The following is a 17532-nucleotide window of genomic DNA, read 5'->3' on the forward strand; positions in this document are numbered from 1 at the left end:
TAGAATTGTTATTCTTTATTTTTGGTAGTAGACTTCAAACCACTAAATATGACTTCAATTCCAAGTGTTGATTTAAGGGATTTTACCTCAGGTGTGCCTGAACGCAAAACAAAATTCATTAATGAAATAGGCGCTGCATTCGGCGATATAGGCTTTGTGGCATTAAGCGGGCATTTTCTTTCCGATCAATTGGTAGCTGATCTTTATGGAGAAATCAAAAGATTCTTCTCTCTTCCGCAAGAAGTAAAAGATAACTATGAGATTGAGGGTATCGGAGGCCAACGCGGTTATACCTCGTTTGGAAAGGAACACGCCAAAGGAAGAAAAGAAGGAGACCTAAAAGAATTTTGGCATTTTGGGCAGTATGTTGAAAACAATCCAAAGCTAGAAGAAGAGTATCCAAATAATGTAATGGTATCCGAATTGCCTGCCTTTAACGAAGTGGGAAAAGAAACCTTTAAACAACTTGAGAAAACAGCGAAATATGTACTTCGAGCCCTTGCGCTCCATCTCGGTTTGGATGAAACGTATTTCGACCGTTACATTGAAAACGGAAATTCAATACTGCGCCCCATTCACTATCCCCCTATAACCCAGGAGCCAAAAAATGCCGTTCGGGCAGCTGCACATGGAGACATCAATTTAATTACCTTGTTGATGGGAGCCCATGGCAAAGGTTTACAGGTGAAAAATCACAATGGAGAATGGATTGATGCCATTGCCAAACCCGATCAATTGATGATAAATGTTGGTGATATGCTTTCAAGGTTAACCAACAATAAACTAAAATCAACAATACATCAAGTTGTAAATCCACCAAAGGAGCTTTGGGGTACTTCACGATATTCAATTCCGTTTTTCATGCATCCCATAAGCGATATGCCATTAAATTGTTTGGAGGATTGTATTGACGAGAATAATCCAAAACAGTTTGAAGACATAACTGCAGGGGCTTTTTTGAACGAACGGCTTATTGAGTTGGGTCTAGTAAAAAAATAAAGTTGTGTTTAAAACGAGACTTACCCTACTTCTTTTACTAGTTTTTACAGCGGTTCCAGCACAAAAACAAAAAAATGTCTACCAAGAAAAGGTCAAGGACTTGGATAGTATTATCGAAACGCTTTACGATGTGATTTCAGGCGAAAAAGGCATTGAGCGTGATTGGGACCTTTTTAAATATCTATTCCACCCAAAAGCTAAGCTCATTCCATCTCGCCAAACTGACGATGGCTCAATGAGCTTAAAATTTATGAGCCCCAAAGACTATATAAAAGCATCTGGCAATTGGTTGGTTGAAAATGGTTTTTTTGAAAAAGAAATTCATCGTGAAGTAGATGTTTTTGGCAACATAGCGCACGTATTCAGTACCTATGCTTCTTTTCAAAAACAAAATGACAGCACCCCGTTTATTAGGGGTATTAATAGCATTCAGTTGTTAAATGATGGTGAACGATGGTGGATTGTCAATATTTACTGGATGAATGAAAGTGAAGAACACCCAATTCCACAAAAATATCTTCCAAATTAGACCGAATGGATTTGCACGACCAATTGAAAAATCTATTTCCAGACCATGTTTCTGAGGAATCAAACGAACCAAAAATTGAAAAACCAGATTTTTGGATTCAAGACGAACCTATTATTTGCAAATACGAAAAGCGTAAAGGAAAACCTGTAACTATTCTTGAAGGTTACAATGGTGCCAAAGAAGATTTCAGAAAATTGGCAAAAGCATTGAAATCCTATTTAAGTGTTGGTGGTAGTTTCAAAGGTGAATCCATACTAATACAAGGGGATTATCGTGATAAAATCATGGCTTTTCTCAAAGAAAATGGGTTTACCGTTAAACGAGTTGGTGGTTGACCAAGCCAAATTAAAGAACCATCTTTTTTGCAGATACTTCCTGTTAAAGTTTGGATATGAAACATCAGGTTTTTGGCAATAAATTTTTGTTTTTTTTGCAATACCTGTACATTTAGCATTCCTAACTAACGAAAACTACATCTGAAAATGAAATCACTCCTGCATATTAGCAACGGGGATAGTTTCACCAGTAGGCTAAAACAACTCCCCCTAGATGGTGATATAATCACATGGCGAGAGATGCTATGTGAAGGCCAAACATTGAGTAATGTCGGTAGCGAATCATTTTGGAAAACACGATTTGAATTTCTAAACAAGAATTATCGTGTATCAAAATCATGGTTTGTTGAGAAAACCCTGAAAGAATATCGTTCCCTTTGTAATCATAAGCAGCAAGACAAAATCGTGCTATGGTTTGAATATGATTTATTCTGTCAAGTAAATATGCTTGCAGTACTTAGCTGGCTCAAAACACATCGACGGCATGCAAAGATTTATTTGGTATGCAGTGGCAAAGAAGATGACTCAGGCAAAATGTATGGGCTCAATGAGCTTTCAGATGAGCAATTAATCAAACTCTACGAAAACAAAACGCTTCTCTCCCAAGACGATATTGAATATGCAGATTATGTTTGGCAGCTGTATTGTAGTGACAATCCGATTCGCTTAGAAAATCTTCTAGACTTTGGAGACTATCAATTTGAATATCTGTCTAGTGCCGTAAAGGCACATCTTGAACGTTTTCCGACCATAAAAAATGGTTTGAATGCAGTAGAGAACAAAGTCCTTCACTTAGCATCCAATGAAAAAGCTGATTCTAAAAATGAACTCCTTGGTAAGATTTTAAAAACACAAGGTGTGTATGGTTATGGAGATACCCAATATGAAAGGCTTTTAACTAATTTAAAACCTCTATTCACCTCCTTTTCCCCAGTTAAATTGTCAAAGAAAGGACTACAGGTTTTGAAAGGAAATGAAAATTATTATTCCAAATTGCGGAATAGTACTACATATTTAGGTGGTTCTCTGAAATATAGTTTTCTATACAACACCGATTCTGGTAGAATACACAAATTGTAGTCAATGCATTTATCGGAATCAGAACTTATCCTGAATTCTGATGGGAGCATTTATCATCTCAACCTATTACCTGAGGATGTAGCGCAAACTATAATCACTGTCGGTGACCCAGATAGGGTGCCTGAGGTCTCCAAACATTTTGATGAAATTGAATTAAAAAAATCAAAACGAGAGTTTTGTACACATACCGGCCACATTGGAAAAAAACGTGTTAGCGTAATTTCTACCGGTATTGGAACCGATAATATCGACATTGTTCTGAACGAGTTGGATGCCTTATTCAATATCGACTTTGAATCCAAAACAGAACGAAATCAAAAGACCGAGTTAAATATCATCCGAATTGGCACCTCTGGTAGTATACAAAAAGACATTCCGGTAGATAGTGTACTAATTAGTGAAGTTGCCATTGGGCTGGAAGGGCTGCTCCATTTTTATAAATTCAGCCAATCACCATTCCAAATTAATTTACAAGAAAGTCTTACCCAGTACTTGAACTGGTCAAGCAATAACATTTCACCATATGTAACAATCGGCAACGATTATTTATTAAATGAATTCACATCTAGCCAAACAAAAGCCGGTTATACCGTTACTAATGCTGGATTTTATGGTCCTCAAGGCCGAAGAATTCGATTGTCACCAACTTTGAACGATTTTTTTGAAAAACTAAGAGCCTTCCGTTTTCAAAACAATCGAATAACAAATTTAGAAATGGAGACCGCAGGAATCTATGGAATGGCACATATTTTGGGTCATAAAGCCCTTTCCATTAATGCAATTTTAGCAAATAGGGCCACAGGTAATTTCTCAAAAAAACCACAGAAAACAATTGAGAAAGTCATCATGTACACTTTAGAAAAAATTGAAGGACTCTCCTCTTAACTTTAGTTTTAACTACGCTGGATTTCATTTCCATATTTTTGGGGTTACACAGATATATTTGAATGGAAAATAGACCTTACAAACATCGGGATATAAGTTGGCTTTACTTTAATCAACGTGTTTTACAAGAAGCAGAGGACCCAAATACCCCTCCCCTTGAACGGCTTAAATTTTTAGCTATTTTCTCTTCCAATCTGGATGAATTCTTTAAGGTTCGCATCTCCCAATTACGACAATTAAAATCCGTTGATAAGGAATTGCGTAAAAAATTAATGACCAAGGCCAATAAAACCCTTAAGTTCATTTTAAAGACTGTGGCCAATCAGCAAGAGCAATTTGGCAGAATTATTAGCAAGACGCTTTCTGAATTGGAAGGTCATGGAATCTACATTAAAAGAAATACGAATCTTTCACAACAGCAGCAACAATTTGTTCAGAACTACTTTGATACCGAAGTCAAACAGTATTGCTCTGTAATTGATATTGTTGCCCCACAAGACGTAAAGGATAGTAGGTTGTATCTGATCGTGGTATTCAATGAACATGATTTTGATACGATTACCATTCCTTCAAAGTCATGTGGAAGATTTATTGAATTACCTGGTGAAGACCACCAGTATATATATTTAGACGATATCCTTCGGGCTAACATCCAAAAGCTTTTTCCAAACAAAACGGTTAAAGACTCTTTTTCAATAAAAATGTCGAGGGATGCGCAATTGTATTTGGAAGATGACTACACCAATACAGAATTGGTTGAGAAAATATACCAATCACTGGGCAAACGTAAATCAGGTCAACCTACACGATTGTTATATGACATAAATATGCCTGATTATCTAATACAGCAACTAAAACAAGCACTTGATTTGAGCGATGTTGATATGATGGCAGGAGGTCGCTACCACAATACTTCAGATTTTTTCGCATTCCCCACACCTGAAGGCAAGGAAGACTTGTTATACAAGGCATTGCCCGCACTTCAACATCCTAGTTTATCACAAACCACAGATATATTTGGAGAAATCAAGAAAAAAGACCAATTGGTTCATTTTCCTTATCAAGAGTTTTCTTCCGTTGAAAACTTCATTTCTGCTGCTGCCACTGACCCCTCGGTTACCTCAATTAAGCTTTCACTTTACAGAATTGCCAAAACTTCACAATTAACCGATTCGATACTTAAAGCGCTAGAAAATAAAAAGGAAGTTGTGGTGTTTGTTGAAGCCCAAGCGCGCTTTGATGAGGAAAATAATATCAAATGGGGTCGGATTTTCAAGGAAAAAGGGGCTAATGTAATTTTCAGTGTTCCTAATATTAAGGTGCATTCAAAAATTGCATTGGTAGAAAGATTTGAAAATGAAATACTTACACGATATGCCTATATTGGCACTGGTAATTTCAATGCTAAAACCGCGAAACTTTACTGTGATCATGGTCTTTTTACGGCCCATAAGAAAATTACTTCAGATTTAGCTCAGGTCTTTGATGTGTTGGAACGAAAACTAATCATTCCAAAACTAAAGCACCTTTTGGTTTCACCATTTACAACAAGAAGTACATTTTTGGAATTAATACAGAACGAAATTCTTTTTGCCCAAGCAGGGAAACCAGCAAAAATTACAGCAAAAATGAACAGTCTGGAAGATTCAAAAATGATTTCCGCACTGTACAGGGCTAGTGAAGCAGGTGTTGAAGTAACACTTTTAGTAAGGGGATTTTGTTGTCTTATAAACAGAAGAGAAAACTTATCAAAAAATGAGGTCCCTATAAAAATAACCAGTATAATCGACCGCTATTTGGAACATGGCCGAATTTACCTTTTTGAAAATGGTGGCAAAAAAAAGATGTTCATTGGGTCAGCGGATTGGATGACAAGAAATCTAGACCGTCGAATTGAAGTCCTCACCCCCATTTTGGATTCTGATGTATTCCAAGAACTAGAAGATATTTTAGCAATACAATTATCGGATAATGTAAAAGCACGGATTTTGGATGCTGAAGATAGCAATACCCGTGTTGTTCCTAAAGAGGGTGAACCAACAATTCGTTCACAATATGCCATATACGATTACTTAAGGAAAAAGTTGAATGAAGACAATTAAAATTATTGGGGTTCCAGAGCATTTTAATCTGCCTTGGCACATGGCTATTGATGACGGGGCCTTTGAAGATCGCGGTATCGACTTGATATGGGAAGATATTCCAGAAGGCACTGGGCGTATGGCTAAAATGTTGGCTTCCGGAGAAACCGATCTGGCAATTATTCTAACCGAAGGACTTGTTAAGAGTATTACAGAAGGAAACCAAAGTAAAATTTTACAGATTTACGTTAACAGCCCGTTGCTTTGGGGTATTCATGTTGCTGCAAAGAGTCCATTTCAATCTATCGAAGAATTAAGAAACGAAAAGGCCGCCATTAGTAGATTTGGTAGTGGTAGTCATCTTATGGCTTTTGTGAATGCACGTAGGAATAAGTGGAATGCACAAACTCTAAAGTTCGAGATTGTAAATAATTTGGACAACGCTGTTAAAGCCTTGACTGAAAACGACGCACAATATTTCATGTGGGAACATTTCACTACCAAACCTTTAGTAGATTCGGGAGTTTTTAGAAGATTAGGGGATTGCCCTACCCCTTGGCCTTGTTTCGTAATTGCTGCAACAGACAAGATTTTAAGCACAGAACCCAAAATCCTTAATCATATTTTGGAAATTATCAATACGTACACCCTAGAATTCAAACAGATACCAAGTATTGACCGAACGTTGAGCAACAACTATGGTCAAAAGCTTGAAGATATTAAGGAATGGTTACAAAATACGGAGTGGGCACAAGAACAGTTAGTGGAGGGCGAATTGCTTAAAGTTCAAGAAGAACTATATGAACTTGGGTTAATTGATGAAATCAAACCTGCATCGCACTTTCTGGCAAAGACTAATTAAAGTACTTATTAATCAACACCCTGAATTTCAAATCTGATAATGGTTTTTGGGCAGTATCCGTAACGCAAGGGTGCGCTAATGCTTGACCTACGGCCTCTTCAGTTTCTAACGCCGTAAGCATTACAACTATCAGTCTATCCTTTACGGATTCGTCAAACTCTGTTTCTAGGGTATCAAGAAAATCCCAACCATTCATAACTGGCATGTTGGTATCTAAGATAACAAGGGCTGGAAGCAAACCGTTTTTGTGATTGGCCACAATAAAATCAATAGCTTCCCTCCCATTCCCAAGGGTTTCTACCCTCATCTCAGAATCGAGTTGCTTTATAAAGAATTTATTTAAGAAGTTGGTGGTTTCATCATCATCCACCAATAAAACAGTATTTAATCCCTTCAAAAATTCGTATTTGTTATTACATCAAACGTAGTATTTTTCTTATTATTTTAAAAATAATAATCCTACTACCATTCAATTGAGTCAATTCCTTGACTATTTAATAACAAATTTGTTTGACTAAAGTGTTGATTTCCAAACCACAACCCCCTATTGGCACTTAGAGGTGATGGATGGCCTGATGTTAGAACGTGATGTTTTGTCCTGTCAATTAGTGCTGCCTTTTTCTTTGCAAATCCGCCCCAGAGAAGAAAAACCACCCCTTGCAAATGCTCAGAAACTGCTTTTATCGTAGCATCCGTGAAGGTTTCCCAGCCTTTTTTTTGATGACTTCCAGCCTGGTGAGCTCTTACTGTTAAGGTAGCGTTCAATAAAAGCACCCCTTGCTTTGCCCATCGCTCTAGATTTCCACTTTCAGGATAAGCTTTTCCCATATCGACCTTGATTTCTTTGAATATATTCACCAAAGAAGGTGGGTGCGGTACTCCGTCTGCAACGGAAAAACAAAGACCATTGGCCTGATTAGGACCATGATAAGGGTCTTGCCCAATAATGACAACCTTTGTTTCTTGAAACGGGCAATGGTCAAATGCAGCAAATATTTTCTTTCCGGGAGGATAGCATTGTGCAGAGCTGTATTCCTGTTTTACAAACTGCGTGAGTTCGTGAAAATAGGGTTTGTCAAATTCTGGTCGGAGCTTAACCTTCCAAGAAGGCTCAATTTGAACGTTCATTTTCGGGATTTCCCATAAAAATACACTTTGGCCACTATTTCTTTGAATAGAAATTCAAAATCAGATATTTTTAAACGAACAACAGTTAAAATGCAAGTAGATTTTACCATAAAATACCTGAAGAAGCGGTTTCCACTGCGTATTAGTCGTGGTGTTCGAGACGGCCAATACAATCTGTACGTTTCGGTTAATGATGGCGAGCACATTGGTTGGGGGGAGACCTCACCTGGAACGTCAGAAGGTGCAGGAACAGCAGAAGAAGCACAAGAACACTTGGAGCGTTTGCTTCGAGAAAATCTTGATTTCAATTCACCTCATGATGTTTATGATAGAGGCTTGGAAACGGGGATAGCACCTTGTGCACTTGCCGCTTTGGATATCGCCCTATGGGATTTGAAGGCAAAAAAAGCAGGAATGCCCCTCTACCAACTTTTGGGTTTCTCGAAACCAACCCATGCCACTTCGGTTACCTTGGGCATTATGTCCCCTGATGAGGCAAAAGAAAGACTCCCAATTATTTTAGAACAAGATGGGCTAAGAACATTAAAAGTGAAACTTGGTAATCCTGAAGGAATCGAGGCGGACAAAGCTATGTACGCTGAAGTGTTGCGCTACCACCAATCCTACCCCATTTCCATTCGTGTTGATGCAAACGGAGGTTGGAACCTAAATGACGCTAAACATATGATGCAATGGCTTTCAGAACGAAATTGCGAATATGTAGAACAACCTTTAAAAGAAGGTGATGAAGCATTATTAACAGAATTATTTGAAAATAGGCCTTTACCCATTTTTGTTGATGAAAGTTGTCGTTTTGCAACCGATATTCCAAAATGGGCCCACTCGGTTGATGGGGTTAACATGAAGCTAATGAAATGCGGGGGAATAACCGGTGCTTTGCGAATAATAGCAACCGCGAATGCATTTGGGCTAAAGACCATGATTGGTTGTATGGGCGAATCTTCAATTTCCATTGCAGCTGGTGCGGCAGTTTCCGGCGCCCTTGACCATATAGACCTTGATTCGCATTTAAATTTGAATCCAGACCCTTGCGAGGGTGCTCCAATAATTAATGAAATTACCATGCCGTTGGACATTCCGGGGCATGGTGGAAAATTCAAATCCGAAGCTTAATGTTCAATTCCAATCAAAAATTGGCAATTTTCATGGAGGGTGCGCTGGATAACGATTCAGGCAAGATGGGATATGGTCTTATGCGCTTTTCCAAGCACCCCATTGTATGTGTAATCGATTCCAATTATGCTGGCCAATCCGTTAAAGAAGCTGTTGACCTACCTTACTCCATTCCTGTTGTTGCTACTGTTGATGAGGCAATCGCCTTAAATGCCGAGATTCTGGTTTTGGGTATTGCCCCAAGCGGTGGAAGATTTCCTGCTGAGTGGGACTCCCCTATTTCACACGCCTTAAAAAACGGATTGTCATTGATAAACGGTCTACATGATGATTTAAATGCCCGTTTTGGGCACTTACTAACAACAAATAGTATTTGGGACGTTCGCAAACCCGCACACTCCTATCCAATCGCGACTGCAAAGGCCGCTGAGTTAAAGAATATCAGAATTCTAATGATCGGTACTGATATGGCGGCGGGCAAAATGACTGCTGGGCTGGAACTATATGCTACCCTAATTGAAAATGGAATCAATGCAGGCTTCGTGCCTACGGGACAAATTGGAATCACTTTGATGGGTAACGGTATTCCTTTAGATGCGATAAAGGTAGATCAGGCAGCTGGTGCAGTTGAACAAGCAGTATTGGAATTACAGGATAAAGATGTAATCATTATTGAAGGGCAAGGGTCCTTGGCCCACCCAGGCAGCACGGCCACTCTCCCCTTAATACGCGGGTCCCAGCCTACCCATTTAATTTTATGCCATAAGGCGGCCCATAGGCATTTGCGTTTTCCAGTTTCCCATATACAAATTCCACCCCTTGACGAATTCATCACCTTAAATGAGGCTGTAGCCCAAGTATGTGGTTCACAAACAAGGGCAAAGACAATCGCAATTGCCTTGAACACTGTTGGATTGACAGACCAGGAGGCTATAGAAAAGCGCGACGAAATCGAGCACTTGATCAATTTGCCAACAACAGATGTTGTTCGTTTCGGAACGGAAAAACTATTGACAGCCGTAAGCTCAATTTTAGATGAAAAAAAATAAGCGTCTTATCCTATTGATAGTCCTAATCTTAGTTCTTTTACTGCTGTGGGTCGAGATGGCTGTTGGAATCTTTGGTAGCCCAATTGCAGGCAATTGATGCATTTAAATCCTAATCATATTCGACCAGATTTATAGTTTCCACCTTTTGTCTTAAAGGACGAATTACAAAATCATATGCATATGATTTAGGTGGAATACGATATGCTGCATGTGGTCTGCCAACAATTGACCAACTGTCATCGCCCCCAACACCCATTTGACGATAATCGATATTGATCGTATTGAAATCGTTTAAATTCAAATCCGCAATATGTCCTCGAGGTTTTGAAAGTTCTTCCATGCTATAGGGCCATGCACTAATACTCAATTCATTTAATGCAAGTACCTCAAGGCCTATGCCCTTCTGGTTTGTAAAACTTGCCCATCGAACACCTGTATAATTATTGCTCTCTTGAGGCCTTACATAGTGGAAAAAGTCTTCTTTTATTGATTTTGCATAGCGGCCAAAACGAGTACTGGAAACACGGTCTGAGTAATTTTCATGCGGACCTTTTCCCAACCATCTCATGGCATCCATATCATTGTCCAATCCCATTTGTAGTCCTAACCTCGGTAAATTGGGAAAGTACGAAGGGACATCGATTTCTTGCCTAATTTTCAAAACACCATCCTTAAAAATCTTATAGTGCAATCGTAAAGCAAGAGGTTTACTGCTTACTTCAGGGCCGGAAGCTTCATAATCCATTGTTAAGTGAATGTAATCGGCTTCATTCGTTTGCTGTTTTGATTTCAAAATCAGACCCTCTGGAACGGTTTTCCAATACCCTTGTCGCTCCAACATTCCCGAACCTATATCATTATCTGTTGGTGGCCGCCAAAAATTGGGCCTTATTGGTTTCTTCAGAATTTCCTTCCCTCCCATTTTTAAAGACTCCAGAAATCCATTTGCTGAATTGAAGGAATAGGAAATATCGCTTACTGCAATTGTTTTTAGAATTGCAGTTGAGTCAACTTCAAAATTTGCATCAGGAAATGAATTTTGCAGTAGTTCCTTTTCAAAGAATGGTAGCTCAAATTGCTCCCAGGCAACTTCAAAATCCTTTGCTGCCCATGGTTTTTCTTCGTTCAATCGAAAACTCAACGTCAAGTAATACTTTGACCCAGGACTCACCTTTGGCTTTTCAAAATCAATTTTTATGTCCGCTATAGCATCAGGCAATACATTTTCGGGGGATAAATTTCCATTTTGAAGTAGCTGCCCATCTTCTTCAATCCGCCATGCAATGGAATATTCTGATAGATTCGTAAAATGATGTCTATTCCGAATTGTGAAAATCCCGTCGGCAAGTGATTTGGCACTGATCTCGATAGGCTGCTGTATTTTTTTTGCTTCTTTCGCTTCCGGCTTTATGCTTTGATCCGGTGCTAATATGCCGTTGTTATTGAAATTTCCGCTATGAATTTTTTCGCCAAAATCGCCACCATAGGCCAAGTACTCTTTGCCCTCTGCGTTTTTAGTTAGCAAGGAACCATCGGTCCAATCCCAAATAAAAGCCCCTATCAGTCTTTTGTTTTCTTTGATTGCTTTCCAAAACGAACCAAAGTTTCCTAATGAATTGCCCATGGCATGGGCATATTCACACCAAATAACGGGTCTTGTGTCCGCTTCTTGATTCGCAATTTCAACCATAAAATCAACGCTGGAATACATTCGACTTTTCATATCCACATAGAAAGGGTCTGGTGTAAGATTCCATTTAGTTTTATCTGTTTGCTTGTAGTCCAACTCCCCATGCCCAGGTTGGGCACCCTCATAATGAATTAACCGCTCAGGGTCATATGATTTTATCCATGACGACATTGCCGCATGATTGGGACCTGAGCCACTTTCATTTCCTAAAGACCATGAGAATATGGATGGGTGATTCTTATCACGTTCCACCATACGGATAGCTCGTTCTAAATGGGCATTGGCCCATTGAGGATTGTTTGACAAAAGCCCCCCTATGCCATGGGTTTCGATATTGGTTTCATCCATCACATACAAACCGTAGGTATCACAGAGCTCATACCAATAGGGGTCATTGGGATAATGAGAGGTGCGTACAGCATTGAAATTTAACTGCTTCATTAATTCAATGTCCTTTTCCATAATGGATTTGGAAACAGCCTTGCCAGTATGTTGGCTATGGTCGTGCCTATTAACCCCGTATAGGAGTACAGATTTTCCATTCACAAAAAATTCCCCATCGATAACCTCATACTTTCGAAAACCTACCTTGGTACTTCTAGTTTCAACCAATTGACCTTCGCCATTTCTTAAATACAATACAAGCCCGTATAGATTGGGGGTTTCGGCAGACCATTTTTTTGGATTTTCAATAGACGCCTTTAACATACCGAAAGGTACATTTCCTCTTTGCGGATAGGTTTCTTTGATGACTTCAGACAAAGAGATTGTCATTTCACCACTAACAACTTCATTAGTGTCATCGAACAACTTAGCTACAAGTTTCCAATCCTCAATTTTATTGGGGTTTTCTACAATTACCTTTGGCCGAATAATCAGTTCGGCGTTTTTATAGTCTTGATCAAGCTCTGTTTTGACAAAAAAGTCTTGAATATGTGTTTTGGGCATTGCCTCGAGGTATACATTTCTATGTATTCCGCTCAAACGCCAATGATCTTGGTCTTCTAAATAAGATCCATCACTCCAACGAAATACCTTTACTGCCAATACATTGGTTCCAACCCTCATTTGATTCGTTATATCAAATTCGGCAGGCAGTCTACTCCCCTGACTGTATCCTATTCTATTGCCATTCAAATAGACATAAAATGCTGAGCTTACACCCCCAAAATGAAGTATTATTTTTTTATCGGACCATGCTTCATCTATTTCAAAACTTGTTCTATACTGACCAACAGGACTATCATCTTCGGGAATATTAGGAGGGTCAACTGGTTCAAACGGATAGATGATATTAGTATAGATGGCTTGCCCGAAACCATGAAGTTCCCAATTCGCTGGAACTGGAATTTCTGGCCATGATGAATCATTAAAATCAACTTTTTCAAAATTTTCAACTGCATCTTCCACCAAAGATGAGAAGTGAAACTTCCAATTGCCATTTAAATTCCTGTAATTAGGACTCGACTCAATCTTGCCTCCCAAGGCTAATTCTTCATTCGGAAAGGAAATAGAGGTTGCCCTTGGCGGTAGCTTGTTAATGCCAACAATCAACGGATTTTCCCAATCATTTTGATTTTGAGCGGATAGTTCTAAGGTAATCAATGTGCCTATTAGTAAAACGGTTGCCTGTAAAGCCCTCATAACATCGGAAAATTGAAGTAATAGTTTATTCTGATCAAGATACAGATTTTCAAATTCCATTTTCAATATGCCGTATCTTTGCCTGGCTATAAAAAGAAAATGCATCCCATACAGCAAAGAACCCTTGAAGACTTAGAATTTCCAACTGTTCTCGAACAATTGGCTGACCGTTGTAATACTGAATTGGGTAAGCTGGCCGCCTCAGATATAGCACCAATGACCGATAGGGATAACCTAATGGTACAATTGGGCCAAACTTCTGAATACCTTTCTTCCTTTGAAAACGATAACCGAATTCCAAACCATGGTTTCGACAGCATCAATAAGGAACTCAAACTTTTACAGATTGAGAATACGGTATTGGAGGTTTCAGGATTTCGAAGAATTGCACATTTGTGTGAAACCCTTTCCATTCACAAAAAGTTCTTTAAGAAATTTAAAGAATATTATCCGTTATTACATGCTTCGGCAGATGTGATCAATGAAAACACTTACATACCCAAAGCAATTGGTGATGTCATTGACAAGTTTGGAGAAATTCGGGATAATGCTTCAATTGACCTGAAGCGAATTCGCATGGATATCAATCAGGTTCGCGGAAAAATCAATCAAAGTTTTGGTGCAGCCCTTTCACGCTACCAATCCGCAGATTTCCTTGATGACATCAAAGAATCCATCGTTGAAAACCGTCGCGTACTGGCAGTAAAGGCCATGTATCGCCGGAAAGTAAAAGGAACAGTGCTTGGTAATTCTAAAACCGGAAGTATCGTTTACATCGTTCCAGAGACGACCTTACAGTACAGTACCGAGTTAAGCAACCTTGAATTTGAAGAAAAAGAAGAGATACGAAGGATTCTTTTAGCGCTAACAAATAGCATACGACAAGAAAGTCCATTACTAGAAACGTATCAGTATTTTTTGACCCACATTGATCTGACTGCAGCAAAGGCAAAATATGCCTCAGAGATGAATGCCTTACTACCTAAAATCAATGAAACTCGTCAACTTGAGTTGTTAGATGCCTATCATCCGCTACTTTATTTAACGAACAAGAGTAAGAAAGAAAAGACCTGGCCGCAAACCATTAAGTTACAACAGCATAACCGAATTATAGTAATCTCAGGCCCCAACGCAGGGGGTAAAAGTATTACCCTAAAGACTATTGGTCTACTTCAAGTAATGCTTCAATCAGGGCTTCTAATTCCAGTTCACGAACGAAGTTCCGTCTGTTTTTTTGATAAGATATTGACAGATATTGGAGACAATCAATCCATTGAAAATCATTTGAGTACGTACAGTTATCGACTTAAAAACATGAACTTCTTTCTTAAGCGTTGCAATTCAAACACTTTATTTCTTATAGATGAATTTGGAACGGGTTCAGATCCTGAATTGGGAGGGGCATTGGCCGAAGCATTTTTAGAGGTCTTTTACGAACGTGAAGCTTTTGGTGTTATCACCACCCATTATGCAAATTTAAAGTTGTTGGCCAATGAGTTGCCACATATGGCCAATGCTAATATGCAGTTTGACAATAAAACCTTGGAGCCAACATACCAATTGGTATTAGGTGAAGCAGGAAGTTCTTTCACCTTCGAAGTAGCACAAAAGAATGGCATACCCTATAGCCTCATCAATAAAGCAAAGAAAAAAATTGATAGAGGAAAGGTTCGATTTGACGCAACAATCTCAAAATTGCAAAAGGAGCGGTCGAAGATGTCAAAAACCGAGTCTCGTCTTCAAGATGAAGAGGCAAAAGCTAAAGAAGAGGCCCAAAAACTGGAAAAGCTCAATGCTAAGATCAAGAGCAAGCTTGAGAACTACCAAGAATTGTACGATCACAACCAACGAATGATACAATTGGGCAATAAACTCAATGATGCAGCTGAGAGGTACTTTCATGACAAGAAAAAACGTCCATTAATTTCAGAGCTACTTCGCATAGTTGAGACAGAGAATAGCAAGCGAAAAAAGTCCTCGGCAAAAGAAGCTAAGGTCAAACGTGCCGTTAAAAAGCAAACAGCCAATGAACTGGAGCAAAAAATAGTCAAGGTCCGAAAACAAAAGGCTGTTAAAAAAGAGAAAGCCAAACAGGAAGAAAAGAACAAGCCACGTCCCGTATTTAAGATTGGAGACCGTGTACGAATGCACGATGGTAAAGCTGTTGGCAGTATTGATGATTTGGAAAAAGGAAAAGCCATAGTGAACTATGGCCTTTTTACTACAAATGTCAGTGTAGATTTATTGGAACTGGTTTCGTCTAAAAAATAACAGCCGGCATCAGATTGTTGAATCCACAACCTGAGCGGCCAGCTGTTCGTATTTCAAATTTAATCGCAGTCTGTGCTACTTACGGAATATTCAGTACATATTCCTGCAAAACGCTTTGTACAAGTAGCTTCATAGCATAACGGACTGCTAACATAATCAGGATTAAAAGTGCCGTTGAAATTTTTCCATCCCAAATCCCAATATTGAAATTCAATTTTTACATCATAAGCTCCATCAGGAGGGGTACTGTAAAAATACCTATTGCGTTCATCTACTTCTACATAACCACTAGAGGGATAGTACTTAATGGTGTTACCAGAATCGGCATCTTTATAGGAAAATCGATATCTAACATCAACTAAAATTTCTTTTTTTAGACCGACATTTTTATGGGTATAATCATAATAGCCACAAGTCTCAATTCGATAATCTGTATTGTAGCCCATTTTTGCTATTTTGTTATCCTTCAAATATTTGATGGTATACCCTATCGGAGCACCAGGATTTTCCCTATTGTACAGTGAACTCTCAGTAATTACATAATTCAATCCTCCCTCACCACCTTCGACATCAGTTCCAGTAATTATACTGGTTGCTACTTCCGCATTCCCACCAATAGTTACTACATTAAAAGTGGATTCCTTAATTACCTTATCATAACTTGCATTGATTTCACCAGTAGCTGTTTTAGCTTTAGTTGCATAGTTTAAGACAGCCTCAAGATTAACTTCAGTTTCAGTATCTGTAGTTTCCATTCGGATCATAATAATTCTCCCATACTGCACTGAACTAACATAGGCCGGCGGGTTATCATCTGATATAAGACCTTTGATTTGCTCTGGCGTAGCGTTGCTTCCAAAGACAGCTGCAGGTGATTCAGGGGTTTCTGCAACTATTTCATAATATACCTGTCTATAAAGTTGTGCTGCAACACGCTTGGTTGTTGTTTTTGTGTATTCAAAATTGGATTCAAAGTTAGATCCACCGGCCCATTCAGCTCCTACTCCCAATGAAAGGCTTAGTTGCTCTTTTGAATACGCCGTCGTACTTTCAAAGTAAGCATCCGCATCAATGGCATATCCTTGAGGGGCGATTTCAGCGTTCCAAAACTCAAGGGTTTTATCAATTTCAGCTTGGGTATTTTGATAGGTAGGATTGGTTACAGTTATATTACCCCCTTCGCCAATTCCCGGTAAATTGACCCTTAAATTACTAGGAGCCTTATCGACCTGAAGGGGCTGGGGAGCTCCTGATAACATCTCTCGATTTCCAATTATTAAGGCCCCAGGATAAATAACGGCAAGACCAGGGTCGAACATTACTACGTCCTCAAAATTAGAACGAATGTTCATGTCTTGCGTCTTACATTCAAAAACCACACCTTTGGTTAAATCATATTCGCCGGTATATTCATCTCCTTGTGGACTATCACCAGTATTACTTTGTACATTTAAGAGACGATCGGCATCATAACTTAGGTTTGCAATAATTCCATTTATACTATCCGCATCAGCTCCACTTATGGGTTCTGGCCCTAAATCAACTTCTTCTATATTCTTACTGCATGAACTAAAGGCAATAACTAGGGCTAAAGCTCCAATACACAGTAATTGGTTTTTTTTGGTGAATGATTTCATAATTTCTTGGTTTAAAAGATTCAACAGCTCAAAACTATCTTTATCAGCACCCCACACCTAATTTTGTCCATGGACAAAGTATGGACAAGTTTAATAATTCTTGATACCGTACACCATGGACAAGTGGTTCAATAACTATTGGATAAAATTTTATATATAATTGAATATCAAGTTTTTATGAAATTCAATTACAAATTTTATTTTAGTT

At 38.8% G+C, this 17532-nt stretch carries 14 protein-coding genes; 10 read left to right on the plus strand and 4 right to left on the minus strand.

Features of this window, described 5'->3' with window-relative positions; translation table 11 throughout:
- Positions 1 to 48 precede the first annotated feature (48 nt).
- The 7 genes from HCU67_RS10495 to HCU67_RS10525 all read left to right on the plus strand — a co-directional run bounded on the left by HCU67_RS10495 (position 49) and on the right by HCU67_RS10525 (position 6771).
- On the plus strand, positions 49 to 999 hold the full coding sequence (locus HCU67_RS10495; protein WP_168552579.1) for an isopenicillin N synthase family dioxygenase: 951 nt from the start codon (positions 49 to 51) through the stop codon (positions 997 to 999).
- 4 nt (positions 1000 to 1003) lie between these two features.
- Positions 1004 to 1528 (plus strand): hypothetical protein, encoded by a 525-nt coding sequence (locus HCU67_RS10500; RefSeq protein ID WP_168552580.1) that lies wholly within the window; start codon positions 1004 to 1006, stop codon positions 1526 to 1528.
- A 5-nt stretch (positions 1529 to 1533) separates the two neighbouring features.
- Complete coding sequence (locus tag HCU67_RS10505) at positions 1534 to 1863, plus strand: translation initiation factor (protein ID WP_168552581.1); 330 nt, start codon at positions 1534 to 1536, stop codon at positions 1861 to 1863.
- Positions 1864 to 2010: 147 nt separating this feature from the next.
- Positions 2011 to 2943 carry a DUF1835 domain-containing protein gene (locus HCU67_RS10510; protein ID WP_168552582.1) on the plus strand — a complete coding sequence of 311 codons (933 nt, stop codon included), beginning with the start codon at positions 2011 to 2013 and terminating at the stop codon, positions 2941 to 2943.
- A 3-nt stretch (positions 2944 to 2946) separates the two neighbouring features.
- Entirely contained in the window at positions 2947 to 3828 is an 882-nt protein-coding gene (locus tag HCU67_RS10515) for a nucleoside phosphorylase (protein WP_168552583.1), read from the plus strand.
- A gap of 62 nt (positions 3829 to 3890) precedes the next feature.
- A complete protein-coding gene (gene ppk1 / locus HCU67_RS10520) occupies positions 3891 to 5930 on the plus strand; it encodes a polyphosphate kinase 1 (RefSeq protein WP_168552584.1) in 2040 nt (679 codons plus the stop codon).
- Positions 5917 to 6771, plus strand: a complete 855-nt coding sequence (locus HCU67_RS10525) for a substrate-binding domain-containing protein (RefSeq protein ID WP_168552585.1) — start codon at positions 5917 to 5919, stop codon at positions 6769 to 6771. The genes ppk1 and HCU67_RS10525 overlap by 14 nt, the downstream gene beginning before the upstream one ends.
- Here the strand turns inward: HCU67_RS10525 and HCU67_RS10530 are convergent.
- Positions 6764 to 7168 carry a response regulator gene (locus HCU67_RS10530; protein ID WP_168552586.1) on the minus strand — a complete coding sequence of 135 codons (405 nt, stop codon included), beginning with the start codon at positions 7166 to 7168 and terminating at the stop codon, positions 6764 to 6766. The two genes, HCU67_RS10525 and HCU67_RS10530, sit on opposite strands and share 8 nt — an antisense overlap.
- A 65-nt stretch (positions 7169 to 7233) precedes the next feature.
- Positions 7234 to 7899 (minus strand): uracil-DNA glycosylase, encoded by a 666-nt coding sequence (ung, locus tag HCU67_RS10535; protein ID WP_168552587.1) that lies wholly within the window; start codon positions 7897 to 7899, stop codon positions 7234 to 7236.
- A gap of 90 nt (positions 7900 to 7989) precedes the next feature.
- On the opposite strand from ung, the gene HCU67_RS10540 reads away from it, so the two are divergent.
- Both HCU67_RS10540 and HCU67_RS10545 read left to right on the plus strand, forming a co-directional pair.
- A complete protein-coding gene (locus HCU67_RS10540; protein ID WP_168552588.1) occupies positions 7990 to 9033 on the plus strand; it encodes a dipeptide epimerase in 1044 nt (347 codons plus the stop codon).
- Complete coding sequence (locus HCU67_RS10545; protein ID WP_246865759.1) at positions 9033 to 10082, plus strand: N-acetyltransferase DgcN family protein; 1050 nt, start codon at positions 9033 to 9035, stop codon at positions 10080 to 10082. The genes HCU67_RS10540 and HCU67_RS10545 overlap by 1 nt, the downstream gene beginning before the upstream one ends.
- Before the next feature lie 109 nt (positions 10083 to 10191).
- Here HCU67_RS10545 and lacZ read toward each other — a convergent pair whose 3' ends face one another.
- The gene (gene lacZ / locus HCU67_RS10550) at positions 10192 to 13476 is read right to left on the minus strand and encodes a beta-galactosidase, LacZ type (protein ID WP_210423686.1); all 3285 of its coding nucleotides are present in this window, start codon (positions 13474 to 13476) and stop codon (positions 10192 to 10194) included.
- A gap of 39 nt (positions 13477 to 13515) precedes the next feature.
- Between lacZ and HCU67_RS10555 the strand changes: the two genes are divergently transcribed.
- Positions 13516 to 15687: an endonuclease MutS2 gene (locus HCU67_RS10555; protein ID WP_168552590.1), complete on the plus strand. Its 2172-nt coding sequence runs from the start codon at positions 13516 to 13518 to the stop codon at positions 15685 to 15687.
- Positions 15688 to 15746: 59 nt separating this feature from the next.
- Here HCU67_RS10555 and HCU67_RS10560 read toward each other — a convergent pair whose 3' ends face one another.
- Positions 15747 to 17324 carry a thiol-activated cytolysin family protein gene (locus HCU67_RS10560; protein WP_168552591.1) on the minus strand — a complete coding sequence of 526 codons (1578 nt, stop codon included), beginning with the start codon at positions 17322 to 17324 and terminating at the stop codon, positions 15747 to 15749.
- Positions 17325 to 17532 lie beyond the last annotated feature (208 nt).

It is taken from the genome of Croceivirga thetidis (genome assembly GCF_012272815.1).
Lineage (GTDB): Bacteria > Bacteroidota > Bacteroidia > Flavobacteriales > Flavobacteriaceae > Croceivirga > Croceivirga thetidis.

What these genes read in the sequence shown, in the direction of transcription:
- HCU67_RS10495 (WP_168552579.1), top strand. Translation starts at nt 49, where the DNA reads ATGACTTCAATTCCAAGTGTTGATTTAAGGGATTTTACCTCAGGTGTG.
- HCU67_RS10505 (WP_168552581.1), top strand. Translation starts at nt 1,534, where the DNA reads ATGGATTTGCACGACCAATTGAAAAATCTATTTCCAGACCATGTTTCT.
- HCU67_RS10510 (WP_168552582.1), top strand. Translation starts at nt 2,011, where the DNA reads ATGAAATCACTCCTGCATATTAGCAACGGGGATAGTTTCACCAGTAGG.
- HCU67_RS10515 (WP_168552583.1), top strand. Translation starts at nt 2,947, where the DNA reads ATGCATTTATCGGAATCAGAACTTATCCTGAATTCTGATGGGAGCATT.
- ppk1 (WP_168552584.1), top strand. Translation starts at nt 3,891, where the DNA reads ATGGAAAATAGACCTTACAAACATCGGGATATAAGTTGGCTTTACTTT.
- HCU67_RS10525 (WP_168552585.1), top strand. Translation starts at nt 5,917, where the DNA reads ATGAAGACAATTAAAATTATTGGGGTTCCAGAGCATTTTAATCTGCCT.
- ung (WP_168552587.1), bottom strand. Translation starts at nt 7,899, where the DNA reads ATGAACGTTCAAATTGAGCCTTCTTGGAAGGTTAAGCTCCGACCAGAA.
- HCU67_RS10540 (WP_168552588.1), top strand. Translation starts at nt 7,990, where the DNA reads ATGCAAGTAGATTTTACCATAAAATACCTGAAGAAGCGGTTTCCACTG.
- HCU67_RS10545 (WP_246865759.1), top strand. Translation starts at nt 9,033, where the DNA reads ATGTTCAATTCCAATCAAAAATTGGCAATTTTCATGGAGGGTGCGCTG.
- lacZ (WP_210423686.1), bottom strand. Translation starts at nt 13,476, where the DNA reads ATGGAATTTGAAAATCTGTATCTTGATCAGAATAAACTATTACTTCAA.
- HCU67_RS10555 (WP_168552590.1), top strand. Translation starts at nt 13,516, where the DNA reads ATGCATCCCATACAGCAAAGAACCCTTGAAGACTTAGAATTTCCAACT.
- HCU67_RS10560 (WP_168552591.1), bottom strand. Translation starts at nt 17,324, where the DNA reads ATGAAATCATTCACCAAAAAAAACCAATTACTGTGTATTGGAGCTTTA.